This window comes from Streptomyces sp. NBC_01237 (assembly GCF_035917275.1).
Lineage (GTDB): Bacteria > Actinomycetota > Actinomycetes > Streptomycetales > Streptomycetaceae > Streptomyces.
Genome location: NZ_CP108508.1, coordinates 1,017,154 through 1,042,060, shown reverse-complemented (window position 1 = coordinate 1,042,060; position 24,907 = coordinate 1,017,154). Strand labels below are relative to the sequence as shown.

19 protein-coding genes and 3 pseudogenes are annotated in these 24,907 nt (G+C 68.7%); 13 read left to right on the top strand and 9 right to left on the bottom strand.

What is annotated here, in order from left to right; all coding sequences use genetic code 11:
* Positions 1 to 7: 7 nt before the first annotated feature.
* Positions 8 to 793, top strand: coding sequence for a glutamate racemase (locus OG251_RS04645; RefSeq protein WP_326675843.1), 786 nt, complete (start codon positions 8 to 10; stop codon positions 791 to 793).
* A 70-nt stretch (positions 794 to 863) separates the two neighbouring features.
* The gene (locus tag OG251_RS04640; RefSeq protein WP_326675842.1) at positions 864 to 1,427 is read left to right on the top strand and encodes a hypothetical protein; all 564 of its coding nucleotides are present in this window, start codon (positions 864 to 866) and stop codon (positions 1,425 to 1,427) included.
* Here the strand turns inward: OG251_RS04640 and OG251_RS04635 are convergent.
* Positions 1,375 to 2,538 (bottom strand): O-antigen ligase family protein, encoded by a 1,164-nt coding sequence (locus tag OG251_RS04635; RefSeq protein WP_326675840.1) that lies wholly within the window; start codon positions 2,536 to 2,538, stop codon positions 1,375 to 1,377. The two genes, OG251_RS04640 and OG251_RS04635, sit on opposite strands and share 53 nt — an antisense overlap.
* 323 nt (positions 2,539 to 2,861) lie before the next feature.
* Here OG251_RS04635 and lnt point away from each other — a divergent pair, with 323 nt between their 5' ends.
* Together lnt and OG251_RS04625 are read left to right on the top strand one after the other, a co-directional pair.
* Entirely contained in the window at positions 2,862 to 4,466 is a 1,605-nt protein-coding gene (lnt, locus tag OG251_RS04630; protein WP_326675839.1) for an apolipoprotein N-acyltransferase, read from the top strand.
* A gap of 51 nt (positions 4,467 to 4,517) precedes the next feature.
* A complete protein-coding gene (locus OG251_RS04625) occupies positions 4,518 to 4,997 on the top strand; it encodes an NUDIX hydrolase (RefSeq protein ID WP_326675837.1) in 480 nt (159 codons plus the stop codon).
* A 27-nt stretch (positions 4,998 to 5,024) separates the two neighbouring features.
* Here the strand turns inward: OG251_RS04625 and OG251_RS04620 are convergent, their stop codons facing one another.
* The 4 genes from OG251_RS04620 to OG251_RS04605 all read right to left on the bottom strand — a co-directional run bounded on the left by OG251_RS04620 (position 5,025) and on the right by OG251_RS04605 (position 11,063).
* Positions 5,025 to 6,419, bottom strand: a complete 1,395-nt coding sequence (locus tag OG251_RS04620) for an MFS transporter (protein WP_326675835.1) — start codon at positions 6,417 to 6,419, stop codon at positions 5,025 to 5,027.
* A gap of 940 nt (positions 6,420 to 7,359) precedes the next feature.
* Complete coding sequence (locus OG251_RS04615) at positions 7,360 to 7,950, bottom strand: hypothetical protein (RefSeq protein WP_326675834.1); 591 nt, start codon at positions 7,948 to 7,950, stop codon at positions 7,360 to 7,362.
* Positions 7,951 to 8,323: 373 nt separating this feature from the next.
* Positions 8,324 to 10,426, bottom strand: coding sequence for an MMPL family transporter (locus OG251_RS04610; protein ID WP_326675833.1), 2,103 nt, complete (start codon positions 10,424 to 10,426; stop codon positions 8,324 to 8,326).
* A gap of 145 nt (positions 10,427 to 10,571) precedes the next feature.
* Positions 10,572 to 11,063: a MarR family winged helix-turn-helix transcriptional regulator gene (locus tag OG251_RS04605; RefSeq protein ID WP_326675832.1), complete on the bottom strand. Its 492-nt coding sequence runs from the start codon at positions 11,061 to 11,063 to the stop codon at positions 10,572 to 10,574.
* Here OG251_RS04605 and OG251_RS44950 point away from each other — a divergent pair.
* Positions 11,036 to 11,218 (top strand): annotated as a pseudogene (locus OG251_RS44950) (hypothetical protein); the annotation flags it as partial. The gene OG251_RS04605 and the pseudogene OG251_RS44950 sit on opposite strands and share 28 nt — an antisense overlap.
* 71 nt (positions 11,219 to 11,289) lie before the next feature.
* Here the strand turns inward: OG251_RS44950 and OG251_RS04600 are convergent.
* Positions 11,290 to 11,709, bottom strand: coding sequence for an IS3 family transposase (locus tag OG251_RS04600; protein ID WP_326675831.1), 420 nt, complete (start codon positions 11,707 to 11,709; stop codon positions 11,290 to 11,292).
* Between the two features lie 322 nt (positions 11,710 to 12,031).
* Here OG251_RS04600 and OG251_RS04595 point away from each other — a divergent pair, with 322 nt between their 5' ends.
* From OG251_RS04595 to OG251_RS04575, 4 genes and pseudogenes are all read left to right on the top strand, one after another.
* Positions 12,032 to 12,220 carry a transposase gene (locus tag OG251_RS04595; RefSeq protein ID WP_326675830.1) on the top strand — a complete coding sequence of 63 codons (189 nt, stop codon included), beginning with the start codon at positions 12,032 to 12,034 and terminating at the stop codon, positions 12,218 to 12,220.
* A 719-nt stretch (positions 12,221 to 12,939) separates the two neighbouring features.
* Positions 12,940 to 14,358, top strand: a pseudogene (locus OG251_RS04590) (NF041680 family putative transposase).
* Positions 14,359 to 14,840: 482 nt separating this feature from the next.
* Positions 14,841 to 15,284 carry a hypothetical protein gene (locus OG251_RS04585; RefSeq protein WP_326675829.1) on the top strand — a complete coding sequence of 148 codons (444 nt, stop codon included), beginning with the start codon at positions 14,841 to 14,843 and terminating at the stop codon, positions 15,282 to 15,284.
* A gap of 241 nt (positions 15,285 to 15,525) precedes the next feature.
* Positions 15,526 to 15,612 (top strand): annotated as a pseudogene (locus OG251_RS04575) (cold-shock protein); the annotation flags it as partial.
* 570 nt (positions 15,613 to 16,182) lie between these two features.
* On the opposite strand, the gene OG251_RS04570 reads toward OG251_RS04575, so the two are convergent.
* The 3 genes from OG251_RS04570 to OG251_RS04560 all read right to left on the bottom strand — a co-directional run bounded on the left by OG251_RS04570 (position 16,183) and on the right by OG251_RS04560 (position 20,079).
* Positions 16,183 to 16,815 carry a hypothetical protein gene (locus tag OG251_RS04570; RefSeq protein WP_326675827.1) on the bottom strand — a complete coding sequence of 211 codons (633 nt, stop codon included), beginning with the start codon at positions 16,813 to 16,815 and terminating at the stop codon, positions 16,183 to 16,185.
* A complete protein-coding gene (locus tag OG251_RS04565; RefSeq protein ID WP_326675826.1) occupies positions 16,812 to 17,063 on the bottom strand; it encodes a hypothetical protein in 252 nt (83 codons plus the stop codon). Before OG251_RS04565 ends, OG251_RS04570 begins: the two co-directional genes overlap by 4 nt.
* Before the next feature lie 187 nt (positions 17,064 to 17,250).
* Complete coding sequence (locus OG251_RS04560; protein WP_326675825.1) at positions 17,251 to 20,079, bottom strand: AfsR/SARP family transcriptional regulator; 2,829 nt, start codon at positions 20,077 to 20,079, stop codon at positions 17,251 to 17,253.
* Between the two features lie 479 nt (positions 20,080 to 20,558).
* On the opposite strand from OG251_RS04560, the gene OG251_RS04555 reads away from it, so the two are divergent.
* From OG251_RS04555 to OG251_RS04540, 4 genes are all read left to right on the top strand, one after another.
* On the top strand, positions 20,559 to 21,239 hold the full coding sequence (locus OG251_RS04555; protein ID WP_326675824.1) for a vWA domain-containing protein: 681 nt from the start codon (positions 20,559 to 20,561) through the stop codon (positions 21,237 to 21,239).
* Positions 21,236 to 21,658: a protein phosphatase 2C domain-containing protein gene (locus OG251_RS04550; RefSeq protein WP_326675823.1), complete on the top strand. Its 423-nt coding sequence runs from the start codon at positions 21,236 to 21,238 to the stop codon at positions 21,656 to 21,658. Before OG251_RS04555 ends, OG251_RS04550 begins: the two co-directional genes overlap by 4 nt.
* Positions 21,659 to 22,077: 419 nt before the next feature.
* Complete coding sequence (locus tag OG251_RS04545; protein WP_326681153.1) at positions 22,078 to 24,168, top strand: polymorphic toxin-type HINT domain-containing protein; 2,091 nt, start codon at positions 22,078 to 22,080, stop codon at positions 24,166 to 24,168.
* Positions 24,165 to 24,497 (top strand): hypothetical protein, encoded by a 333-nt coding sequence (locus OG251_RS04540; protein ID WP_326675822.1) that lies wholly within the window; start codon positions 24,165 to 24,167, stop codon positions 24,495 to 24,497. The genes OG251_RS04545 and OG251_RS04540 overlap by 4 nt, the downstream gene beginning before the upstream one ends.
* Positions 24,498 to 24,907: the final 410 nt, after the last annotated feature.

Below are 24,907 nucleotides of genomic sequence, written 5' to 3'. Positions count from 1 at the left end.
TGACCGGGTGAAGATCGCACTTATGGACTCCGGAATCGGCCTGCTCCCGACGGCTGCCGCCGTACGCCGTCTGCGGCCCGACGCCGACCTGGTGCTCTCCTCCGACCCGGACAGCATGCCCTGGGGCCCCCGCACGCCGCAGGACGTCACGGCGCACGCGCTGGCCGTGGCCCGTGCCGCCGCCGAACACCGGCCGGACGCGCTGATCATCGCCTGCAACACCGCCTCCGTCCACGCTCTGCCGGCACTCCGCGCCGAGCTGGAACCCACGTTGCCGGTCATCGGCACCGTCCCCGCCATCAAGCCCGCCGCCGCGGGCGGCGGTCCCGTAGCCATCTGGGCCACCCCGGCCACCACCGGCAGCCCGTACCAGCGCGGGCTGATCCAGGAGTTCGCCAGCTCCGCACAGGTCACCGAGGTCCCGTGCCCCGGCCTCGCCGACGCCGTGGAGAACGCCGACGAAGCCGCGATCGACCGCGCCGTCGCCGCGGCCGCCGCCCTCACCCCGCCCGACGTGCGGGCCGTCGTCCTGGGCTGCACCCACTACGAGCTGGTGGCCGAACGCATCCGCGCCGCAGTGCAGCGCCCCGGCCGCCCGCCGCTCGCCCTGCACGGTTCCGCGGGAGCCGTCGCCGCCCAGGCGCTGCGCCGCATCGGTGTCGTACCGGCTCCGTCGGCCGAACCGGCCGGCACGCTCGCGGTCATCCTCAGCGGACGCGCCGCGGCACTGCCGGAACCCGCAATGGCCTATGCGGAGGGTCTGCTCCTGAAAGCGGTCAGCCCCGCGCACTGACCGCCCGGACCGGGGGAAACAGGGCCGCTCGCCCCCTCCCGGCGACGCGGAACGTGAGTACGCTGCTGGCATGACGCACCACCCCGACAGTGCGAGGCACGGCTCGACCGAGGCGCCGTCCACGGTGTGGACCGGCCGGGCGACCAATCGTGTGCAGTGGCTGCTCGCGGCCGTGGGCGCGGGGTGCATGGCGCTGGGCATCCAGCTCGCCGTCGACTCCGCGTGGACCTCCGGCATCGTTCCGCTGCTGATGTCCGTGATCGGCTGCGTCGCCGCCGGGCTGCTCATGCTGTTCGGGACGCTCGCCTTCGTCCACGTGGCCGTCAAGGTCGACGGGGACGCCCTGGAGGTGCGCTGCGGACACGCCGGCCTGCCGCGCCGCCGCATCCTGCTCACCCATGTGGTCGGCGCGGAGTTCGCGCCCACGGTCAATCCGCGGCAGTGGGGCGGCTGGGGCTACCGCTGGCGTCCCGAGCAGGGCTCCGCCGTGGTGGTGCGCAAGGGCGAGGGCCTGGTGCTCAGACTCGGTGACGGCCGGACCTTCACCGTCACGGTGGACGACGCGGAGGCGGCCGTACGGTTCATCCGCGACCGTCTGCACCTCCCGGCCCCTGGACCGGCCGCCGGAGCCTGACCTCCTCGGCGCGGCCCCTGCCGGCCCCGCGCGGTCCGGTGAGGCGGAGTCCGCCTTCTCCCGCACCCGTATCCGTAGCCGTGTCCGAGGGCTCGCCCACGGGGCGCCGCGCCGAGGCGAGGCCGGCCAGCAGTCCGGCGCCCGCGGTCACCGGAGTGAAGCTCAGCGCGTTGCCGACGACGGCCAGAGCCGCCAGCGCGGTCAGTGCCGCGCCGGCCGTGAGCACCACCACCGTCGTACGGGGAGAGCGCCACAGGACGTACAACAGCCAGCCGAACGCGGCCCCCAGCAGCGCCACCCCGACCACGCCCTGTTCGGCGGCCTGTTGCAAGGGGGCCGAGTGCGGCTTTCCGTCGGAGCGCAGTGTCTCCTGCGCGGTGGGGCTCAGCTCTCCGAACCGGTCGGGCCCCACCCCCAGCAGCGGATTCTCCCGTGCCAGCTCCACCGCGTCGCGCCACAGCAGCACCCGGTTCCGGGTGAGCTGCCCCTCCAGGGAGACCGCGAGCCCTTCCGGCAGGGCGTTCTCGGCCACCGCCCAGGACGCCCCGGCCATCAGCCCGGCGATCAGGGCCAGCCCGGCCAGACCGGTCAGCCGGTGCCGCATCCGGACCGCGGCCAGCGAACAGAGCAGCACCCCGAGCGCCGCGGCGAATCCGACCGCCGAGCCGAGCGTCAGTGCGGCACACGCGGAACCGAGGGCCAGCAGCCGCAGGGTGACGCGCAGCGAGGCCCGCCCCGCCGCGGCCGCCGCGCAGCAGGCGGCGCCCGCCGCCAGCACCATCAGAGCGGTGGCGGCACCGGTATGACCGGGAACGATGTCCGAAGCGGCGGTGGCCCCCGGCATACCGTGCCGCGAGCCGAGCCCCATGACCAGGGCGGCGACGGAGACCACGGTGGTCGCGGCGACGGGCAGCAGCGTTCCGCAGATCCTGCCGCAGGTGAAGCCCGCCGCGACGGCCAGCAGGGCGAGCAGCACGCCTTCCGGCCTGGTGTCCCGGCCCGCGGCGCTCACCAATGACCAGACGGCGCAGGCGGCGAGGATCACGGCCCCGGCCGCGTCGGACGCGCCGCCGCGTTCCCGGGTGCTGTCCCGGCCCACAGGTGCAGTCATCCTGATCGACCCCCCGACCATGACCGTCCCGCCACGACGGCCGGATAAGCCGGCCGACAGGGGACTGGCGCACACCGTAACCGGCCATGGGGCGCGGGTGTGAGGGAATGGCGCAGAAACGGTGTGGCAGGAAGAGGCGCGCCGGGCGGCGGGCCCCGGCACGTTCCTCCCCCCGGGATGTCGAGCCGGCCGATTCGACCGCGGACACACCGTCCCGGCCACCGGCCACACCTCCACCGGCCACACGGCGCACCGGCTACCGCCGCCGAAGCCCGCCCCGGCCACGTCCACCGCGCACAGCGGCCCACCGTAGACTCCGCCAGGTGAGCGCCACCATGACCACCGTCGACGACTCGTCGCCCGCCGCCACGCCCTCCGGCCGCAGGCTGCTGCCGGGGCTCGTCCGGCCGTTCGCTGCCGCACTCTCCGGTGTGCTGCTGTACGCGAGCTTTCCGCCCCGGCCACTGTGGTGGCTGGTTCTGCCCGGTTTCGCACTGCTCGGCTGGGTCCTGTTCGGCCGCAGGCTGCGCGCGGCCCTGGGGCTCGGCCTCCTCGCCGGGCTCGGTTTCATGCTCCCGCTGCTGCACTGGACGGGTGAGGAGGTCGGCCCGGTGCCGTGGCTGGCGCTCGCCGCCGCCGAAGCGCTGTTCATCGCGGTGGGCTGCGTCGGGATCGCCGCCGTGTCCCGGCTCGCGTACTGGCCCGTGTGGGCGGCCGCGGTCTGGACTCTGGACGAAGCGGTCCGGGCACGGGTGCCGTTCGGCGGCTTCCCCTGGGGCAAGATCGCCTTCGGCCAGGCGGACAGCGTGTTCCTGCCGCTCGCCGCGCTGGGCGGGACCCCGCTGCTGTCCTTCGCGGTGGTGCTGTGCGGCTTCGGACTCTTCGAGGCGGTACGCCGGTTCCGTTCCCGTCGCACCACCGGCGGGGTGCCGCGCGCCGCGGTCGTCGCCGCGGCGGCGACCGTCCTGGTCCCCGTCGCGGCGGCACTCGCCGCTCTGCCACTGGTCGACGACTCCGCGGAGGACGGGACGGCGACGGTCGCCGCGATCCAGGGCAACGTGCCGCGCCTCGGCCTCGACTTCAACTCCCAGCGCCGCGCGGTCCTGGACAATCACGCCAAGCGCACGGAACAGCTGGCCCGGGAGGTCAAGGCGGGCAAGGTGCCGCAGCCCGACTTCGTGCTGTGGCCGGAGAACTCCTCCGACCTCGACCCGTACCGCAACGCCGACGCCCGCATCGTGATCGATGACGCCGTGAAGGCGATCGGCGTGCCCACGGTCGTCGGCGCGGTGGTCGAGCCCGACTCGGGCAACCTCCGCAACACCCTCATCGAGTGGGACCCGGACAAGGGCCCCGTCGCCACGTACGACAAGCGGCACATCCAGCCGTTCGGCGAGTACATGCCGATGCGTTCCTTCGTCCGGATCTTCAGCAAGGATGTCGACCGCGTCCGCCGGGACTTCGGGCCGGGCGAGAAGGTCGGTGTCTTCGACCTGGCCGGCACCAAGGTCGGCCTGGTCACCTGTTACGAGGCCGCGTTCGACGACGCCGTACGCGACACCGTGAAGCACGGCGGGCAGCTGATCGCCGTACCGAGCAACAACGCGACCTTCGGACGCAGCGAGATGACCTACCAGCAGCTGGCGATGTCCCAGGTGCGGGCCGTCGAGCACGGGCGCTCCGTCGTCGTACCGGTCACCAGCGGGGTCAGCGCGGTGATCAGGCCGGACGGCACGATCGTGCGGAAGACCAAGATGTTCACGCCCGACGCTCTGGTCGACGAGGTGCCGCTGCGCTCCTCGCTGACGCCCGCCACCCGGATGGGACCGCTGCCGGAGGGCGTCATCGCCCTGCTCGCCGTCGCCGGCCTCGGCTGGGTCACGGTCCGCGCGGTGCGCGCCCGGCAGGCTCGACGCGGTGAGGCGTAGGGCCGGGAGCTGATCCACCGAGGAGTGCGGCACACCCTCTAGGCTCGCCGCATGGCTACTCCCGACTTCATCCGCGACATCCGCGCCACCGCGGGCCACCAGCTGCTCCTGTTGCCGGGGGTCAGCGCGGTGGTCTTCGACGACGACGGCAGAGTACTGCTGGGGCGGCGCGCCGATACGGGCAAGTGGGCGCTCATCGCCGGTATCTGCGAGCCGGGGGAGGAGCCCGCGGAGACGGCCGAACGCGAGGTGCTGGAGGAGACGGCCGTGCAGTGCGTGGCCGAGCGGGTGGTGCTCACCAAGGCGCTGAAGCCGGTGCAGTACGGCAACGGCGACCGGTGCCAGTTCCTCGACATCACCTTCCGCTGCCGGGCGACGGGCGGCGAGGCTCGGGTCAATGACGAGGAGTCGCTGGAGGTGGGCTGGTTCGACGTCGACGCACTCCCGCCGCTCGCCGAGTTCAATCTCTTCCGGATCAAGCAGGCCCTCACCGACGGACCGACCTGGTTCCAGCCCACCGCCCCCGCCTGAGGCGGCCGTCCGCCGCCGCCCGAGGTCTCAGACCGGACGGGCGTCGGCGGGCAGCTCCGCCCGGTCGGCCGGTTCCCGCCCTTCCGCCGCTTCGGCGTCGATGTCGGCGAGGTCCCGGTGCCGGGTCTCCTTCGCACACAGGAGCGCCACCACGGTGAGCAGTGCCGCGGCGATGACGTACAGCGCGATCGGCGTCGAACTGTCGAAGTCGGCGAGCAGCGCGGTGGCGATCAGTGGTGCCGGAGCACCCGCGGCGACCGACGAGAACTGGGCCCCGATCGACGCACCCGAGTACCGCATCCGGGTCGCGAACATCTCGGCGAAGAACGCCGCCTGCGGTGCGTACATCGCGCCGTGGAAGATCAGCCCCACGGTGACGGCGAGCAGCAGACTCCCGAAGCTCCGTGTGTCGATCAGCGCGAAGAACGGGAACATCCACAGCCCCACTCCGATCGCCCCGACCAGATAGACCGGCTTGCGCCCGATGCGGTCCGACAGGGCGCCCCACAGCGGAATGACGGCGAAGTGCACGGCGGAGGCGATGAGTACGGCGTTGAGTGCCGTCTGTTTGCTGAGATCGACGGCGGTCGTCGCGTACACGAGGATGAACGCGGTGATGACGTAGTAGCTGATGTTCTCCGCCATCCGGGCGCCCATGGCGATCAGTACGTCCCGCCAGTGATGGCGCAACACGGCGACCAGCGGCATCTTCTCCGCCGCGGCGGACTCCGCCCTGCGCTGGGCGGCCTGCGCCAACGCGGCCTTGAAAACAGGGGATTCATCGACAGAGAGACGAATCCACAGGCCGAGAATCACGAGCACGCCCGAGAGCAGGAACGGGATCCGCCACCCCCACGCCAGGAACGCGGAGTCCGACATCAGCGCGGTGAGCGCGGACAGCACCCCGGTGGCGAGCAACTGCCCGGCCGGAGCACCGGTCTGCGGCCATGACGCCCAGAATCCGCGCCGCTCCGCATCCCCGTGCTCGGACACCAGCAAGACGGCCCCGCCCCACTCACCACCGAGGGCGAACCCCTGCACCAGCCGCAGGACGGTGAGCAGTACGGGGGCGGCCGACCCGACCGTGGCATGGGTCGGGAGCAGTCCGATGGCGAACGTCGCCCCGCCCATCATCAGCAGACTGAGCACCAGCAGCTTCTTGCGTCCGAGGCGGTCGCCGTAGTGCCCGAACACCAGGGCCCCGACAGGCCGAGCGGCGAAGCCGACGGCATAGGTGAGGAAGGAGAGGAGGGTACCGACGAGCGGGTCGGATTCGGGGAAGAACAGCTTGTTGAAGACCAGCGCGGCAGCGGAGCCGTACAGGAAGAAGTCGTACCACTCGACGGTGGTGCCGACGAGGCTGGCGGCGACGACTCGCTTGAGGGAGCCGGGTGTTGGGGGAGAGGTTGCGGGGGCGGCCATGGGACACCACTTCCGGACGGTTGGCGGGGACGTTCCGTGTCGCCACACCGTAGGAATCTGCAGGTCAGGCGCACATGTGGCGGGACAACATAGTTCGAGGGTTCGCTGTGCGTCCGGCCGCCATGCCAGCTTGTGGAAAGGCGGTTGAGGGGAGTGAGGGTGGTCGAAAAGGGTGTCGCCCGGGACGCGTAGTTCAGGGTGATTTGCCGGTGTGGTGCTGACTCCCGTGCTGGTTTGGTGCTGACTGACGGCCAACGTCATCACCCTCTTCGCCTGTCCCGTGCTGACTTGGTGCTGACTTGGTGCTGACTACGCTCCGTTGAACTCGGACGGGCCCGGGGTGATCGCTCAGAGTCATGGTGTGGCAGGTGGGTTGGGCTGCGATACCGAAACCAGCTCTGTCGTTCAGCCGCCGCGGTCATTGGTAAGGCGCTGATCCTTGGCGCGGTGTGGGTTCGTTCCAGCAGATTCTTCGTCTGCTGGTGGTACACGTCCCGCACCGCTGGGGACCAGCGAAAACACGTTCCTTGGTGGTCTTCGAGTGAGACTTGGTCCGCGAATGGCCCGGACCTTGGGGTAGCTGAGGGCCTGGGTGTCCGTTGCAGCCTGGCTTGGGCAGGGGGCGAACGTGCTGTATGTCGGAGTGCCTGGGGCCTGGCTCCAGATGCCAGGCACTCGGCGAGAGAGGGGGTGGAGGTGCTGGTGGGACTGCCGAGCAGTTCTGACCGAGCGTCCACGGAACGGTTGGCGGTCGGGCTGGCGCCGACAGCTTCACCGCTCGCCCAACTCTGCTCCTACCGACGGGCTAAGAGCTCGTAACACGATCTTGTCGAAGTGTGCTGGTGGGGCGCAACCGGTGTGACGATTTGGCCGTTCGTGAGGGTGTGGGTACTCGACCGTGGAGCGTGGACGATGATTTGTGGGCGCTGATCGAGCGGCTTTACGATCTGCCGCAGGCTACCGGAATCCGCGATGCCGGTGTCCGCGCAGCGCGGGCAGGGCAAGATGTCATTCTCGGCGTCTCGGTGCGGACGTAGCCGCAGGAGGGGCAGAACCGCCAGTGCCGCCAGTCTTGGTCCTTGCCGGTGACGATGTCGATGCCGGTGATGCGGTGTTTGTAGTCCTCGGCGTAGAACGTGTTGCCGGGGGCGAGTTCGGACAGCGCGAAGCCGCGCGGTCTCTCATAGCGATACGACTTCGACTTGTAGTTGTCGCGTCCCTCGGCCGTCTTGCCCTCGGGCCAGTAGACGGTGGCGTCCAGGGTGGTCACGGCGTCGATGAGGGCGTAGTTGGGCAGCAGGCCGAGGTCGCACAGAACTTTCTGGGCGGGCCGGCGCTGTCGGGCGGCGCCGTGCTTGGAGGTGGCGTGTAGTTCGGCCTCCAACTCGGCCTTGGTGCGCGCCTGTTCCTCGTCGCCGTCCCTGAGTTCATCAATCGCAGCCCGGATCGTGCGGATCCGGGTGCGGAGCTTCTGGTTGTCGATATCCCACGCGAGCTCGGCCTTCTCCACCGCGCTGCGGAGGCCGCGCACCGCGGAGGAGATGCCCGGCCAGGATTCGGGTCAGCGGCGAAGCGCGGCCGGCCCGGCTCTTGCACATGGAGGCGGTGACGGTGGTGCAGAGGACCACCGTCACCGTCCGTCCAGCTCCGCACGGTTCCTCCCGGCGGGCGGGGCCGGTGCTGAGGGTGCGGCGTCCGGCCGGCCGTACGACGGGAGGTACGGCGAGGGCGTCGGCCAGGCGTTCGGCGGCGAGCACCGCCAGGGGCGCGCCAGCGGGTATGGCGGGTCCTGTGCCCAGGGTGCGGCGGGTGGTCACCGGGCGGTTCTCGCATACCGGACGTCGGCACGGCGGCGGTACCGGTGTTGCCGGGCTGCTCGCGTGCAGTGACTGTCGGCTCGTCCTTCAGTTCCTCCCCTGCGGTCGGTGGCTCAGGGCTCCCGGCCACCAGGCCTTCGGGCCGATGTCCCGGACCAGCGCGGGCACGAGGAGGGACCTGACGACGAGGGTGTCCAGCAGTACGCCGAAGGCGACGATGAACGCGATCTGGACGAGAAAGGCCAGCGGGATGACACCGAGGGCTGCGAACGTGGCGGCAAGAACGACGCCGGCGGATGTGATGACGCCTCCGGTGGCTGTCAGGCCGCGTAGCACCCCTTCGCGCGGGCCGTGCTTCAGTGATTCCTCGCGCACACGCGACATGAGGAAGATGTTGTAGTCCACACCGAGTGCCACAAGGAAAACGAATCCGTAGAGCGGCACCGAGGCGTCGGTTCCGGAGAAGCCGAAGACGCCCCGGAAGACGAGGGAAGCGATGCCGAGTGTCGCCAGGTAGTTCAGCGCCACGGTCGCCACGAGGAGAACCGGCATAAGCAGGGAGCGGAGCAGCCCCACGAGAATGACCAGGATGATCCCCAGAACTACGGGCACGATCAGCGTGCGGTCGCGTTCGGCGGTCTGCTGCGTGTCGTACTGCTGGGCCGTGTAGCCCCCGACCAAGGAGTCGGATCCGGGGACCGCGTGCACGGCTTCGCGTAGACGGGCGATGGTCTCCTTGGCCGCGTCGCTGTCCGCCGGGGCTTCCAGCGTTGCGTTGATGCGGATCTTGCCATCGGCCACCTGGGGTGCCCCGATGCCGGGCTTGCCGGAAGCGGTCACTGGTAGCGCTGTCACTACGCCGGTGGTTCCAGCAGCCGCCGAAGCCACGCGATCAACTGTGTCGGCGTTGGCGATGACAACTGCCGGGTTGCCCGAACCCCCGGGAAAGTGTTTTCCCAGCACTGTCTGCGCGGCGACGGACGGTGCATCGTTGACGAAGAGTTCGTCGAGCGGGACCCCCTTGGATTCGAGGGTCGGCGCGAACGCAGCACAAGCGAGCAGCCCTGCGAGGGTGAAGCCCCATACCTTGCGGGGAGCGCGATCAACCAGAGCCGAGATCCTGAGCCATATTCCGTGACCGCGGCTGTTCTCCTCAGCGGCTCCGGTCGGCTTCGGGCGAGTCGGCCAGTAGGCGCTGCGGCCGAGCAGTACGAGGGCCGCGGGGAGGAAAGTGAGAGTGGTGAGGACGGCACACACGATGCCGATGGCTCCGACCGGCCCCAGCGCGCGGTTGTTGGTCAGGTCGCTGAGCAGCAGTGCGATCAGGCCCAGGGCGACGGTGGCGGCGCTTGCCACGATGGGCCCCGCTGATTCTCGTACTGCTGACCGTATGGCCGTCACACGGTGCTCGTGGCGCTCCAGCTCTTCTCGGAAGCGGGCTGAGAGAAGCAGCGCGTAGTCCGTCGCGGCGCCGATCACGAGGATGGAGAGAATCCCCTGTACCTGCCCGTCGACTCGTACCATGTCCCGATCCGCCAGCATGTACACCACGCCGCACGCCAGTCCGAGCGCGAAGACGGCGCTGATGATGATGACGAGCGGAAGGATGAGGCTGCGGTACACCAGGAGCAGGATGATAAGAACCGTCGCAAGAGCGACGCCGAGAAGCAGACCGTCGATTCCCGCGAACGCGCCTGACAAATCTGCCTGACTGGCCGCTGGTCCGGCAATCTGCACGGACGTGCCGGGCACCTGCTCTGCCGCCTTGCCGACCTGTTCCAGTGCGACGGGAAGCCGGTCGCCGAGGTTGGGGCGCAGTTGCACCACTCCCTGCAGGGCCCGGCCGTCCTTCGACGGGAAAGCCGCAGTTGCGACGCCCTGGGTTCCGGGCACACCTTCGAGCGAAGCCAGCGCTCTGGTTGCGGATTCGCGCTGGCCGACGGTTACTTCGCTGCCGTCCACAGTGGTCCAGACGACGATGGCGGGGAGAGTCTCGTCCTGACGAAAGGCCTTCTGCGCGTCGATGACCTTGGTGGACTCAGCGTTCTGCGGTAGGAAGGCCGCCTGGTCATTGGTTGCGACCTCACCGAGCTTGCCTGCGTATGGGCCGAGTATCCCGCCGATTCCGACCCAGGCCACGAGCAGGATCACGGGCGCAAACCACCGCACAAGCCGCGTGGAGTTGAACATTGCACTCCTGGTGAGAAGATGAGAGTACCTCGATGGGAGACTATCTCAACCGTTAAGATACCCGCCTTACGGCTGGACCCACAGCTGCTCTCGGCATACCCGTAGCCGTAGGCTGAGGTTTGCGGCATTGCAGGCGGAGAGTGGGTCAGCGTTCTTGACGTAGCTGACCCAGTTCGGCGTTCAGTGTCTCCACGAAACGCAGCACCGTTGCGAGCTCGTCGCTGCTGAACCGGCTCTGTGCGCGGGCGGTGGCCTGAGCGAGCGGCATGAAGTGGTGGCGAGCCGCCGACCGGGCATGCGGAAGGTAGTGCAGGTGCACCACGCGACGGTCGTGACTCTCCCGGGCTCTGCGGATATGCCCGGCCTTCTCCAGCCGGTCGATGCATGCGGTGACCGCCCCCGAGGTGAGGCCAAGGTGTTCACGCAGGCGGCCCGGCGTCAGGGGCGTCTCCGAATCCAGGATTGCGGCAAGCGCCTGGACGTCAGTGGCGTGCAGGCCCTGATCGGCGGTGAATGTGTGCGCGATTCGGTTGATCTCGCCGTTCATCTGCCGCAGCTGCACCGCGAACGCCTGCAGCTCATGTCCGTGGGACTCGGCGCTGGTGTCCGCTGCCTGGGTCTTTCTGGTGTTCGCCACCCCGTCAGCCTATAGAGAGGGTCACGTTTCGTGACTCGGAGCATGCGCGGCGAAGGCTGACCGTGCGGGAGATCCATGCCGAACCCGGGCCTGCAGCCTCACCACGGGGGCGTCAGATCCTCTCAAGGTTCCCGGACGCCGACATCGTCTCCATCGCAGCGTGACCTGCCGGTTCAAGACGGGCGGGCAGCGGCGGGAGACGCCGCCAGAGTTCGGAGCCTGGTCATCAACCGCCTGACAGGCCAACCTGACCGCTACTGGTGCCTGATCCTGCCCGGAACGCAGGCGTTCCGTCCGACCGCACTACGGGCACCGCCGGTTCCCGGAGCCCACACCCGCGAACCCAGCCCTTTGCAATCCTGGGCATGAAAGGGCGCTCGCGCATGACGCGGGCGATGCGCTCGCGGTTCACTCGCCGCCCCGGACACCGCAGCTCGGCGTGGATGGGCGGGGCGCCGTACGTCTTGCGGGAAGCGATGTGCAGCATGGTGATCTCGTGCGCGAGCGCGTCGTCGGCCGCCTGGCGGGCGGCCTCGCCCTCGCGCCAGGCGTAGTAGGAGGAGCGGGTCACGTGCAGCACCCGGCACAGCATCGTGACCGGATAGATCGCCTTCTCCGCGTGGATCAGCCGGTACGACGCGGTCACCGGTCGCTCTCCTTCACGAAGACGGCGGGCCGCGGTCCCCGGGGTGGGGCCCGGTGTCCGCGGCTCGATGAACTCCCGCTGCCCGCAGCGACGTTGCGGCCCGCCCCTTGCGTGTGGAACTCGTGTCGTGAACGCCATCGGCCCGGGCTCCATCTCGCCCCCGGTCGTCATACAGGACCGATCCCGGCACTGAGAGGGCGTTTGATCTAGGCGAATTAACCTTTCTGTCCTAAGTCCTGTCCCGCAAGGGGATGGGCCTTGACCCTGGGTTTAGGACACCGAAGAGACTTGGATCTTGATGGTCCAGGAGAACGGAGTCCCCGTGCGGATGAAGCATTGCCCGGCCGAGTTCAAGGCGGGCGCGGTCGCGTTGTACCGGCCCAGGCCGGGAGCGACGATCAAGTCGGTGGCCGGTGATCTCGTAGTGAACACCGAGACGCTGCGGAACCGGATCCGGGCGTCGTTCCGGCGCCCACTCCTCGCCGCCGGCCGTCGTTCCTGCCAGTGGTGACGCCGTCGAGGTGGAGCTGGCCGCTGCCCGGAAGAGGATCCGTGAGCTGGAAGAAGAGCGCGACATCCTCCGCAAGGCGGCCCGGTAATTCGCGACGGAGACGCGCTGGTGAACCGCTACCAGTTCGTTGAAGACAACCAGCGCCGACACGGCGTGAAGCGGCTCTGCGACATCCGTCGCAGATCTCGCCGGACGGCGGCCGAAGCAGGGCTGAGCTCATCAGTGTCTGTCTGGCATCCCTAGCCGTCGCGTCTGAGTTGGCCCTCGACGGCGCTCCTGCCGCTGCGTGCGACACGCACCTCATCGTTCGGGTGCGGGCCCAGGTTGCGCTGGTCAAGGTTCGAGTCTTTCTCGATCACGGTGACGGGGATGACCACGGAAGTGACAGAGAGCCTCTGACCACCGTGTTCGACGGGCATCTTCTGCTGAGTGACGGTCGGCTCGTAGTGGGGGATGCCGTTGGCGAGAGCCGATTCACCACTTCCCTGCTCGGGAAGCCAGGTAGGCGGCGGGTTCGGGTCTCGGTTGACGATCCGCAGGGATGGGCTCGCGCGGTTGACGTCGTCATCAGCGCCGAGGCAGTGTGACGGAGCCGCGTATCAGCTCGAATGATCTTCGAACTAGGTGGCTCACGTGTAGATTCGCCGGACGTGGGGGCGGCCTTCGTTTGATCCTGTGCTCCGACCAAGGTGCACGTGACCAAGACGAAGGCCGTGAGGGTGAGTCTGCTGCCTGACGCTGTCCGGAGGGAGGCGCTCGCGGAAGCGTCACGCTTCCGGGGCGAGTTCTACGAGTGTCTTACCGCGCGACGCGACGAGCTGTTCGATCTGGTGGACGCGATGCTGTGTGCGGACGGGGCGGTGAGGACGCCGGTGGACCTGACGTTGCTGCCCGAGCATCGACGTGGCCACGAAGCGATGTACGGCGGCCTGAACCACGGCAGGATTGACGCCGACCAGCTGCGTATCGCGCTGGCCGGGCTGTCGCTGCCGCGGTTCGACGGCGGACGCCTGGTCCTGGCGGTCGATGTCTCGCCGTGGCTTCGTTCGGACGCGCCTTGTTCGGCGGACCGGCTGTTCTGCCATGTCTACGGCCGTGCGAAGACGGCCTCGCAGTTCATCCCTGGCTGGCCCTACTCCTTCGTCGCTGTGCTGGAGCCGGGCGCCACGTCCTGGACCGCGATCCTGGATGCGGTGCGGCTGGGACCAGTGGACGACGCGACCGCCATCACGGCCGGCCAACTGCGAGGCGTCGTCGAGCGGCTCATCACCGCTGGCCAGTGGAAGGCCGGGGACCCGGCCATCGTGATCGTCAGTGACGCGGGCTATGACGTCACCCGTCTGGCCTGGGTCCTGCGCGACCTGCCGGTCCGACCGCGTCATGCGCCTGCCGAAGCCACCGAGGATGCACGGTGTCAATGGCCGACCGCCTAAGCACGGCCCGGAATTCCGCTTTGCCAAACCGGAGACCTTGCCCGAGCCGACCATCACCACGATCACGGACACCCCCAACTACGGCAAGGCCGAAACCCAGGCATGGGAGCGGGTCCACCCCCGGCTCACCCACCGGTCCTCATGGCTGGACCACGAAGGCGAACTGCCCTTGGTCGAAGGGACGCTGATCCGCCTGAAGGTTGAGCACTTGTCGAAGGACCGGGATGCTCCGCCGGTCTGGTTGTGGTCCTCGAAGACCGGCGCCACCGCGGATGACGTGGACCGCTTCTGGCAGGCATTTCTCCGTCGTTTTGATCTGGAGCACACCTTCCGCTTCGCGAAACAGACCCTCGGCTGGACCACCCCGAAACTCCGTACTTCTGACGCCGCAGACCGCTGGACCTGGCTCCTGATCGTCGCGCACACCCAGCTTCGGCTCGCCCGGCCTCTGGCTGCGGACCTCCGCAGGCCCTGGGAGAAGCCCACCACCTCCGGCCGGCTCACCCCGGCCCGGGTCCGCCGAGGGTTCAGGAACATCCGCGCTCATCTCGCCTGCCCGGCCCGCGTTCCCAAACCTCAAGGCGCCGGACCCGGACGGCCACCCGGCGCCAAGAACAAACACCGGGCCCCCGCTACGACGTCGGCAAAACCGTCAAGCGCCCCGAGACCCTCAAGGCCATCGGCAAGCCCGGAAGATCCTGGTAGATAAAGAACAAACTTAGTCAGATCATCTGCGTCGAGGTGTGGCCTCCCATGAGCTCTACCTCGTATCGTCGTCGAGCCGATCTTCCCCTTCTCGTAGTGCCGGGAAAGGGAGCTGACGACCTTGACGGAACTCCTGCCCCGGGTGTTTCACCCCGGCGGGGGGATCGCGGGCGGTGACGCCGTGCAGGGTGAGGCGGCTGCCTGGTGTGCCGCGGTAGGAGAAGACCGGGACGGTTCCGGCCGGGGTGGCGGTGGCGTGATGGTGTCGCTGTCCGTGATGCTCCGGTCGGTCGCCGACTGGTCGCCCAGGTGGAACACAAAGGCCGGCTGTCTTCCCGTGAGCGTGGGGCCGTGTCATTGCCGGTTTCCGGCAGGTTTCATCCGTCACGCTCTGCCGGTCGTGGCTCTTCTGGATCTCGCCTGTCCGTGCCAGCCTGGGGCGTCTGGGGGACTTGGTGGGTCACCGATGAGGGGAGGCGAGGGTGGGGGACGTCGCAGTGCGGGTGAACAGCGGCTTCGACGGCCGATTGAAGTGGCGCTCTCGCTATCTGATCCACAGAGCCCGCCGTCGAGGACGGTCCGGGCTGCTGTTGCAGGTGGACCTGCGTGATCCGCCCCGCAGCATGTCACTCAAGTGGTGCCTGGTGTCGGTCGCCGAAAGTGGGCGCCAGCTCTGCAGGGTCGATCGGACCAGCATCAGAAAGGTCCGTTTCATCGCTTTGCCTCCAGGGCCGCGCCTGCTGCAGCTGGAGGTCACGCGGTATCGCAAACGTTCTTCCACACAGGCCCAGCGGAATGTTGTGCTCGGTCAGGGAGACATTCTCCTGGTGACGTGCGACCCAGTGCAGCCGAACGTCTTCTACCGGCGCAGCCCCGTGGTGGACACCTGGAGTGTGCAGTTCCTTCAAGCGGATCCGAACGCCTGAGGAGCTGAAGCGCGCCAAGGGCTGCCCGAGTCTCGCTTTCTGCCGCGATGTGTCCCGACGGGCAACTGCTCAGACGGATATCAGGGCTGGACGCTTCGCAGTTCCGCGAGCTGGTCGTGCTTGGTGTGCCGTTGTGGCGGCGACGTCCGGTGTGGCCGGCCCTGGCGGCTCTGCCTGGGGGACCTGTTGCTGCGGGTGGTCACCTACCGGCGCACAGACCTGACGTTGCGGCAGATCGAGCCGCGAGCTCCAGGAGGGCCAGAAGGTCCAGTTCGACGTCACGAAGGGCCAGAAGGGCCCGCAGGCGGAGAACATCACCGTGGTCTGAGCGTTCCGTTTTCCTGACGCCCCGTCGGCAGCCGCCCCCGGCTCCCGGCGGGGCGTTCGCTTGTTCGGCCGTGACGGTCGGGTTCTCGCATGCCTGCCGCTGCCAGGCCGTTGAGTCCTATGCAATTTTGCACATTTTGTCCGCTGGGTTGACTTCGATGTGCGTCTGGGAGGCCGCGTGAGCCGTCGCAGCCGCAGGGCGTCCCTTCCGCCTGCTGATCACAGCCGTCCTGGGCGGACCAGTCCGAAAGGTTTGATGTCTGCCTGGAGCCTGGCCGGCCGCATCCGAGAGTTCCGGGCACGAGACTCCGGCGCCGGGAAGGGAAGGAAGAATGAGGGCATGGTGATGTGCAAGAAGTGCGGTGGGCGAAAGCGCCGTTGGCCCCGGTCCTGCCCGCGGTGCCGTTCCGAGTCGGACCGGGCGGACACGGCCGCGGATGCCGCCGAGCTGGCTGTGGAGGCAGGAGTGCTCGGGTGGATCGGGCGAGGGGCCGCGGGAGTTGTGCGGATGGTGTTGCGGGCGTTCGACTGACCGGACTCGCGCGGGCGTGATGCGCTGACGGCCGCTCGGTCACCAGGCGGTCAGGTCGACGGCGTGTACGCAGTGTGGGTCGGTCGTGTCCTTCTCCCAGCGTTCCTTCTCGTGGACGAGTGCGGGGAGTGCGGCCAGCAGGGCTGTCAGCGCGCCGGTGAGCCGCACGTCGGCCGCGATCAGGCCGCCGGCTTCCTCGACCGCGACGTAGAGGCGCATGCTGTCCTGTCCGGTGAGGAGGAAGCCGCAGAGGGCGGGGCTCGGTGGTGTCTCGACATACGGCCTGGCCAGTGTCCGCAGCACGCGCAGCGCCCGGTCCGTACGGGTCGGGGCGGCGGCTTCGAGGACGGCGGTGTCCACCGGGACCAGAGCCATGCCCATCACGGACGTGTTCACGTGGGGGAGAGCGCTGGATGCGAGCGTTCGTGTCCAGCCCAGGATCAGAGGGGCTGTGACCGCTTCGTCGTCCTCGTCCGTGAGCGGGATCTCGTAGGCGACCAGCTCTCCGGCCGCCGTCGCGTCGGCTGGGCCGGTCACGATGCGGACCGCTTCCCGCCCCGGGAGGACACCACGCAGATATGTCGCCCCGGCAAGGGGTACCGCGGTGTAGTCGAGAAGGAACCGCGTGATGTAGGCCTGCTGCTCGATCCCTTCCTCACCCGGGCCGTTCACTCGTTGACCCAGTTCGGGCACTTGGTGACGCCCTTGCAGTAGGCCGTGATGACACCGATCTTCTCGCCCCTGCCCGCGTCGTACTCCCCATCGGCGGTACGGCGGGCGTACTGCACGATGACCACGATGGTGACCAGCTTGGTCCTGTTGCGGGCAACCCCGTAGCACTCCAGGCGCCCCCCGCTCTTCTTGTCCACTTTCCCGGCCAGGGCCGCGTCACTGATCCGGCACAGCAACGAGCACGGCACCCACAACCGCTGCGGCCACGAAGCTGATCATCCTCATGACCCGACCGTGCCACACCACACACCGGCCCATGCCCCGCCCACCGCAAGATACGTTTCGCCGCTCCCTGAAAGGATGAACTCGTCCGGTCCGGGCGCGCGGGTTTCTCTGTCTCTGCGCCCGAATTCCCAGGAGCGCGCTTCCCACAGGTCATGCAGTCCCGCTGGCGCGCAGCCCTGCTTCGGCCCGTGCGTGTTCGAAGATGTGGGCTTCGGCGCCGGGTACGGCGAGGGCGGCTTGGAACTGTTCGCGCGCCTCACGGCGGCGTCCCGTCGCTGCGTACGTCTGGCCGAGACGGCAGCGGATGTCCATCTCCAGGCGGTAGTACTGCGGTTCGGCCAACGAGTCGAGCAGGTCGTGCCGGGCGAGTGCCTCATGGTGGTGGGCGAGGGCGCTGTCCGCGTCGCCGGTGCCTTCCTCCGCTGTGCCCAGCCGGGCCAGCAGGAGCGCCTGGAACAATCCGTCGTCGTCCTGTGCGATCAGGTCCATGGCGCGGCGGAACATGTCTCTCGCCGCGTCATTGCGGCCCAGGGCGAGTTGGACGTCCGCGATGCCGCACAGGGCCCGGCTCACCAAGTGGGGTCTGTCGCTGGCCTCGGCGTGGAGGTAGGCGCGGCCGAGGCAGTCCAGTGCCGCGGCGTTGTGTCCTTGTACGTGGTACATCATGCCGAGCGTGCCGAGCGACAGTCCGGCGAGCCAGCGGTCGCCTTCTGCCTCGGCCAGGGCTACCGCTGTGACCAACGGGCCGGCCGCTTCCTCACCCCGGCCGGAGTTCAGGTCGGTGGCGCCCAGCCCGGTGAGGGCACGGGCCTCTTCACGGGGTTGTGCCGCGTGGCGGCTGATCCGGAGAGCGGCGGCGAACCATGTGCGGGCCTTTGCGAACCGCCCCTGATAGAAGTCGATCATTCCCATGCAACTGCGCAGGGCGGCGGCCATCCGGCGGTCGGTCGCCTCGTCCGCAAGGGCGAGTGCGGTCTCCAGGGCGGTACGGCACTCGTGATAGCGCCCGCGGCGCAGCAGGTAGTCGCTCAGGGCCTCCGCGATCCAGCAGGCGTGATCCGTTTCCCCCAGCGCTACGGCGTAGGCCACGACGTCCGGCAGTTCCGCGCCTGCCGCGTCCAGCCACTTCTCCGCCTCCTTCCAGTCCGAGAACGCTGTGCCGGTCGGCTGCGGTCCGGTGGGGAATCCGTCGGGGCCCCAGTCGCTGGCGATGCGGCCCGCGTCCAGGTAGAGGCGGAGCACGGCGGTGCGCGCCGGGATCTCCTCGGCAGGAATGGTGCGGGCGAGCCGCCGGGCGTGGGTCCTGACGAGATCGTGGAGTCGGTAGCGGCCCGGGCCCGGCTGCTGGAGCAGACTGGCGTCGACCAAGCCCTCCAGTACCTCCTCCGCGTCAGCGGCCGGGCAGCCCAGCATGGCTGCCGTGCCCAGCCGGTCGACCTCGGCCGTCGGCGCGATGCCCAGGACACGGAATCCGTGCCGCAACGGCGGCGGGAGCTGTTCGTAGGAGAGACGGAACGCGGCTTCCACACTGCGGTCCCCGGCGCTGAGTTCACCGAGCCGCCCTTCGTCACCGGCCATGCGTTCCACCATGTACGCCAGCGTCCACGTGGGCCGGGTCTGCAGCCGTGCCCCGACGATCCGCAGTGCCAGGGGCAGCCCGTCGCACAGCCGGGCCAGTTCGTGCAGTGCCTCCGGCTCACGCTCGGCGCGGTCCTTCCCCGCGAGCCGCCCCAGGAGCGACACGGAGCCGCCTGTTTCCAGCGGCTCCAGGGTGATCCTGAGGTCGGCGTCGAGGTCTGCCAGCCTGCGGCGGCCGGTGACCAGAACAAGGCTGCCCGGCCCGGCCGGGAGCAGCGGCCCGACCTGCCGGGCGCCGGCGGCGTCGTCCAGCACCAGCAGAAGCCGCAACGAACTCGTCGCGGTGCGCCACGCCGCGGTGAGCTCGTCGAGGTCGCTGGCCTCCTCGCTGGGTTCCCCCAGGGACCGCAGCAGTCTGCGTAGCGCGCGTTGCGGGGCGAGGCTCCGGCGGTCTTCGCTGTATGCCTGCAGGTCCAGGTAGAGGCTGCCGTCCGGGTAGTCGCTGCGCAGCTGGTGGGCGGCCTGGAGGACGAGCGTGGTCTTGCCGACGCCCGCGGTGCCGTCCACCGTCACGACCGACACCGACCCGGACGGGGACGGCGCGGTGAGCCTGCCCAGTTCGTCGATGCGTCCGGTGAGCTGCGCCGCCGCTCCGGGCAGATCGTTCACGACGCGCCGCGCCCGGGCCGGGCGGGCCGGTGCGGGGTCGAGGAGGAACGCGTCGTCGCGTCGCAGGACCGCCTCGTGGACACGCCGGATCTGCTTGCCGGGGCTGACCCCGAGTTCGTCGGCGAGCCGCACACGCATGGCCTCGAACACTTTCAGTGCCTCGTCCTGCCGCTCGACCGCGTACAGGGCACGCATGCGCAGCGCGGACAGAGGTTCGTTGAGGGGGTCGGACAGGGTGAGCGCCGCCAGCTCGTCGAGGGTGTCACTGGAGCGCCCGAGTCCGACCAGGCACTCCAGTCTTCCTGTCTGGAGCGCGCTGCGGCGTGTTGTCAGCAAGTGCCGCTCGCCCTGGGCGAACGGGCCGGGCAGCCCGGCCAGCGGTTCTCCGCGAAACAGGGCGAGTGCGGCGGTGAATCTGTCCGTGGCGGTGGCCAGGTCGCCCGCGTCCTTGGCCCGTCGCGCCGCCTGGGTGTGTGCGTCGAGTTCCGCGATGTCCAGTTCGAGGGTGTCGAGGACGAAGCGGTATCCGCCGCCACCGCTGCGGATCACGGACGCCTTGGGCCCGGCTCCCTGCGGGTCGAGCGCCTTGCGCAACGCGAAGACGTAGCTGGGAAGTACGCGGTGGCCGGTTTCCGGCGGGTGCGTGCCCCATACGTCGTCGAGCAGCTGCCCGTAGCTGACCGGTCCGCTCCGGCGCAGAACCAGCGCCACCAGCACGGCCTGCCTTCGCACGGGACCGGCGTCCAGAGAGGTCGTGCCGCAGCGTACGGAGACCGGGCCGAGTACGTCGATACGAAGCCGCCCCGAAGCCCCGCCGCCCGTCGCTGGCCCCTGGCTTTCCCTCATGCCACCTCGCACATCATCAAAATTTCATCCGCGCTGAAACGCGTGCGGCCATCGTTGGCGAGACCGCGCAGGACCGGAGGCCAGGTCGCCTGCCTGCAACGGAGTTCGGCACGGCATCCCTCGGCAGTACGGGACGGGGGATGGGAAGGACACGAGTGGATCTCTTCCCCGTTCTGCTCGGCCCGTCCGCGCCGCACTGTTCCGGCCGCTGGGTGTTCGCAAGATCCGCCTTTCCTGCGAAGGGTAGCGCTGCGACACCCGTGGTCGGCGGGCAAATGGGGCAAGTCCCAGCGGTCAGAAGCTGGTTGGCCGGAAGCAGGCCATCAGGGTGCGACGTGCGGAACAGAAGTGAGGAACAGGTCCACATGGCGGAAACCAAGGGTGTAGTGCTGCCGGCCTACGTGCTGGCCGACGAATCCGGCTCGATGGCCCCGTACGAGGGCGATCTCACCAACGGCCTGCACTCGCTCTGCGAGGGACTGCGGGCCGAGCCCATGGTCGCGGCCAAACTGCGGCTGGCGGTACTGGGCTTCTCCGACGACGTACAGGTACGCCTGGCGGTGGCCGACATGCGACACGAGACCAGCCTGCCCAAGATCGAGATCCGGGGCCTGACCAACTACGAGGCGGTCTTCGAGGACCTGCTGGGCCGGATCCCGGCAGACGTCCAGTGGCTGCGCAGTGAGGGCTACAAGGTGCACCGGCCGGTGGTGTTCTTTCTCAGCGACGGACAGCCGACGGACGGTGGAGCCTGGCGGCGCCCGCACAGCCGGCTCACCGACCGGGCCCGGACGCCGACCGTCCCCAACATCGTGGCCTGCGGAATCGGCGACGCCCAGGCCTCCACGATGGTGGAGGTGGCCACCCGGCCGGAGTTCGCCTTCGTGGCCAAGCCCGGAACCGGCATCGGGCAGGCGGTCGCCGAGTTCTTCCACGCACTCACCGCGAGCCTCGTCGCCTCCGGCCACGCAGTGGGCTCGGGCATACCGGAGCTCGTGGTGAACCGCCCGGACCAGTTCAGCATGGCAATCGACGAGGTCCGATGAACGCGCCCGTAGACCGCCACCGGCTCAAGGTGCCTGCCCCGCCCACCTCGTCCCCGGCCGCCTGGGCCGTGCCGTGGCAGCAGGTAGCCGTGGGTACGCCGGGTCCCGAGTTCGAGGCCCGGCCGCCGGGCCAGTACGCGTGCGACTTGCCTGATACCGAGTGCGACGGCCGGTCGACGCCGGTTCTCTGTATTCGCTTCGCATCGGTGCGCGGCGCCAAGCACCGCTACTACCGCCGGCCCCGCCAGGACGCGGCGCGTGCCGCGGTCCACGAGGCCACCGGCAGCATCGTGTTCGCCGTCGCCGACGGCGTGTCCAGTGCCGCGAATTCGGAGCTCGGCGCCGTCGAAGCATGTAAGGCCGCACTGGAACGAACACACCGCGGGCTTCACGAACACAAACAAGGAAAGCGGGATTGACCATGGGAGACCACTCCTGGAAGTCCGGGTCGGACGGGCCGGGCGGAACCGGCAGACAGGGCAGCGCGGGCGAGTCCGGTCAACACCCACGGACAGACGGGGCGACACCAAGCACCTCGCAGCAACCCCCCCGCTCCACACCACCGCCACCGGCAAGGCCCCCCGCCGCGCACCCGACCCCTGACTCCGCCACTCCCTCATCCCCCGGCGCACCGGCAGCCCCGTCCTCGCCCGCGCAGGGGCCGCCGCCGGCACCAGCCGGCCCCACACCCGCAGGCTCCCCACCTCAACAACCGCCGCCCCCGACCGTGCCCGGTAGCAGCCCATCCGCAGGCGCACCCGCAAGCCCGCCGGGCCGGCCCCTGACGCTGTTACGCCGATACCGCCAACTCTCCCCACGCCAGAAGCTGGTGAGCCTGATGGGGACCGGAGTCCTGGCCCTGGCATTGGTGGCAGGGCTCCTGTCCCTCACGTCCTCGTCCTCCGACTCCCATGCGGCGAAGGCAGCTCAGCGGAACCTCAAGCCGTTCAGGGAAGCTGTTGACGACCTGGCCAACGCCCCTGGCCTGCGCTACAAGGACACCTCGTTCCTCGGCATCACCGAGAACGAGATCACCGTCACCGCCAGCGGCAGCCAGTTCGGCACCACCTCCTCCGGCCGGAACAGCACCGGCAAGGACAGCAACGGCCAGGATGTGCTGCGCATCGGCGGCAAGACGTTCCTGCGGTGGCAGTCCGACCCCGCCCCCAGGAAAGACGTGACGGCGGGCGAGGAGGCACCGCCCAGCGAGTGGATGGTGGGGCTGGACGACGGCTCCGATCTCATGGACAAAGCGCTGGCCCGCACCATCGCCCCGCCGGAACTGGCGAACGTGCTGGCCAAGGCTCTGACCAGCCTGGAGAAGTCACCGCAAGCAGCGAACGAGTCGAAGACCACGTCCGGGAGACAGCAGCTGAGCGTGAACGGTACGCCTGCGCTCGGCATCGACACCTCGGCCGGCCGCCTGCTGGTGACGAAGAAGAAGCCGCACCGGGTATTGAGGCTGGAGGCCTACGACCTCCGCGAAAACCTCTCCGACATGAAGGACCAGCTTGAGAACGGAGAGGAGCCGACAGCACCCCCCAAGGTGACCACCGGGCCCCTGGAGTCCGGCGACGGCGAGGGAATGGACCTGACCCCCATCCTCGCCGACGCCGCCGACAAGATGTTCGACACCCTGGTCGAGTACACCGCCCAGCTCAAGGACGCGACCGACCACGGCATCAACTTCACCATGGACAGCGCGGGCGAGATGGACTGCAGCCCGGCGGGCTGCACCGCCACCCAGAACTTCACCGGCGAGGTCAGCTCCATTGCCCGTAAGGAACGCGTCACCAAAGGCGCGGTCACCGCCGTGATGAGCGCGACCTTCTCCATCGACGGCAAACCCGCCGGCCAGTGCACCAGCCCACAGCGCACCTTCCCCGTCCGGGGCAACAGCGTCTCGGGCACCCTGAAATGCTCCAACCCAGGAGCCGGACCGCTCTACGCCTCGGTCTCGGACCGCAACAAGGCGCAGGCCAACGCCAGAGCCCAGGCTTGTAGCTGCAAGATCACCCTCAGCTACCCACTCCGCGCCAACACCCTGATCGACGCCCGCGCGCTGGCCAGGGTCGATGCGGAGAAACTCGCCAACCAGGCGAAATCCGAGCGCGACGCCGCAGACTGCGTCAAGCCGCACAGCTTCCCGTCGGGCACCCAGGTGCTGCTGGCGGACGGCTCCACCCGGGCTATCGAGGACATACGTATCGGGGACTGGGTCGCCGCCAGTGACCCGCAGGCACAGCGCACCGCCACGCGGCCGGTGACCAACACCTTCACCACCGAGGGCGACAAGGACTTCACCCAGCTCACTGTCACCACCAAGCAGGGCCCCGCCACCGTCACGGCGACTGACAACCACCCGTTCTGGCTTGCCGATGACCAGCGGTGGAAGAACGCCGGTGACCTTCGGGTGGGCGACGAATTGCGCACCCCGAACGGCGCTAGCGTGGCCGTGACTGAGGCCCGCGACCAGCAGGGCTTGCAACGCACACACGACCTCACCGTCAACGACCTGCACACGTACTATGTGCTGGCAGGGGCCACGCCTGTCCTCGTTCACAACTCGTCATGCCCACGGTTCATTGCAGACGCCTCCGGTAATGTCATCGAATTGCCGCAGGTTAAAGCGAGCATCAGCAGTCAGAAGCAGGGACGGCACATACTTGGCGGGAGGGGATATAAAGGCGGAGGTTATTTCAAGTCGCAAGAAGACGCGCAGGCAGTGCTCGACGCCTACCATTCCGGATCGGCGCAGGTCATGGGGATAACGAAGACGGGGAATATTCAAATTCGAGTTCCTTCCGTCGTGGGCTACGACAATAATCCAGCTATGAACCGTCTTGGAGTTCCCACGAATATCTTCATGATCAAGGGGACTAAGAGTCCGAGCGTTGTGCCGATGAATCCCAAGGCGGGCGCGCCGTGACCGACAAGCAAAGGAATCAGCGCGAGAACGAGATCACGCTTCTTGCAGTGCAAGCACTGCTCGGCATGATTTCGACTGATGTGATCGCCGTGGCTGTGCGTGTTGAGGAAGCTCGCGTGGAAGTGGTCTTCTGGACTCATCGTCAATCGAGTGAACTTGAAGACGATGCCGAAGAGGTTACCTTCGAGCTGGACGCGCTATTTTCCGAAGATCATCCGTTGGTGGAGTACGTGATCAAGATCGGCGAACCGGATCCGAAATCAAATTCGTCTGGGTATCGCATGATCTACTGGGCAAAGCCGGACGCCGCACGGATTAGTGATGAATAGGCAGGCCTGCTGAAGCCTTATGAGGTCCCGCTGGGCTGCACTCCGGCGGGACCTCAGACGTGCCTGACGGCAGTAGCTGACGGCAACGTCAGCGGACGAAGGTGCGCATGATGGCGGTTGACCCCCTCTGGGGCTCGCATCACCGGGCAGCCGAGTACGGTGCCGAGCAGGTCGATGGCTTGACGCTGTAGGCGGGTTTGGACGGGGGCAAGACGGCTGCGTTGACGCCGGTATGGGCGTGGTTGAGGAGCTCCTTGATCGCGACGAGTTCGACGCGCTGTACTAGGAGGAGCGTCGCGGTTGAGGGGCGGAGGTCGTCTGTCAGCGGCAGGAGGTCAGGTCCAGTCGTCACAGAGAATGAGCTGTTCAGAGTTTCTTTACTTGATCAAGGCGACCCGCTGACGCGGGTC

What these genes read in the sequence shown, in the direction of transcription:
- OG251_RS04555 (WP_326675824.1), top strand. Translation starts at nt 20,559, where the DNA reads ATGGCGGAAACCAAGGGTGTAGTGCTGCCGGCCTACGTGCTGGCCGAC.
- OG251_RS04610 (WP_326675833.1), bottom strand. Translation starts at nt 10,426, where the DNA reads ATGTTCAACTCCACGCGGCTTGTGCGGTGGTTTGCGCCCGTGATCCTG.
- OG251_RS04550 (WP_326675823.1), top strand. Translation starts at nt 21,236, where the DNA reads ATGAACGCGCCCGTAGACCGCCACCGGCTCAAGGTGCCTGCCCCGCCC.
- OG251_RS04545 (WP_326681153.1), top strand. Translation starts at nt 22,078, where the DNA reads ATGGGGACCGGAGTCCTGGCCCTGGCATTGGTGGCAGGGCTCCTGTCC.
- OG251_RS04640 (WP_326675842.1), top strand. Translation starts at nt 864, where the DNA reads ATGACGCACCACCCCGACAGTGCGAGGCACGGCTCGACCGAGGCGCCG.
- OG251_RS04625 (WP_326675837.1), top strand. Translation starts at nt 4,518, where the DNA reads ATGGCTACTCCCGACTTCATCCGCGACATCCGCGCCACCGCGGGCCAC.
- OG251_RS04620 (WP_326675835.1), bottom strand. Translation starts at nt 6,419, where the DNA reads ATGGCCGCCCCCGCAACCTCTCCCCCAACACCCGGCTCCCTCAAGCGA.
- OG251_RS04635 (WP_326675840.1), bottom strand. Translation starts at nt 2,538, where the DNA reads ATGACTGCACCTGTGGGCCGGGACAGCACCCGGGAACGCGGCGGCGCG.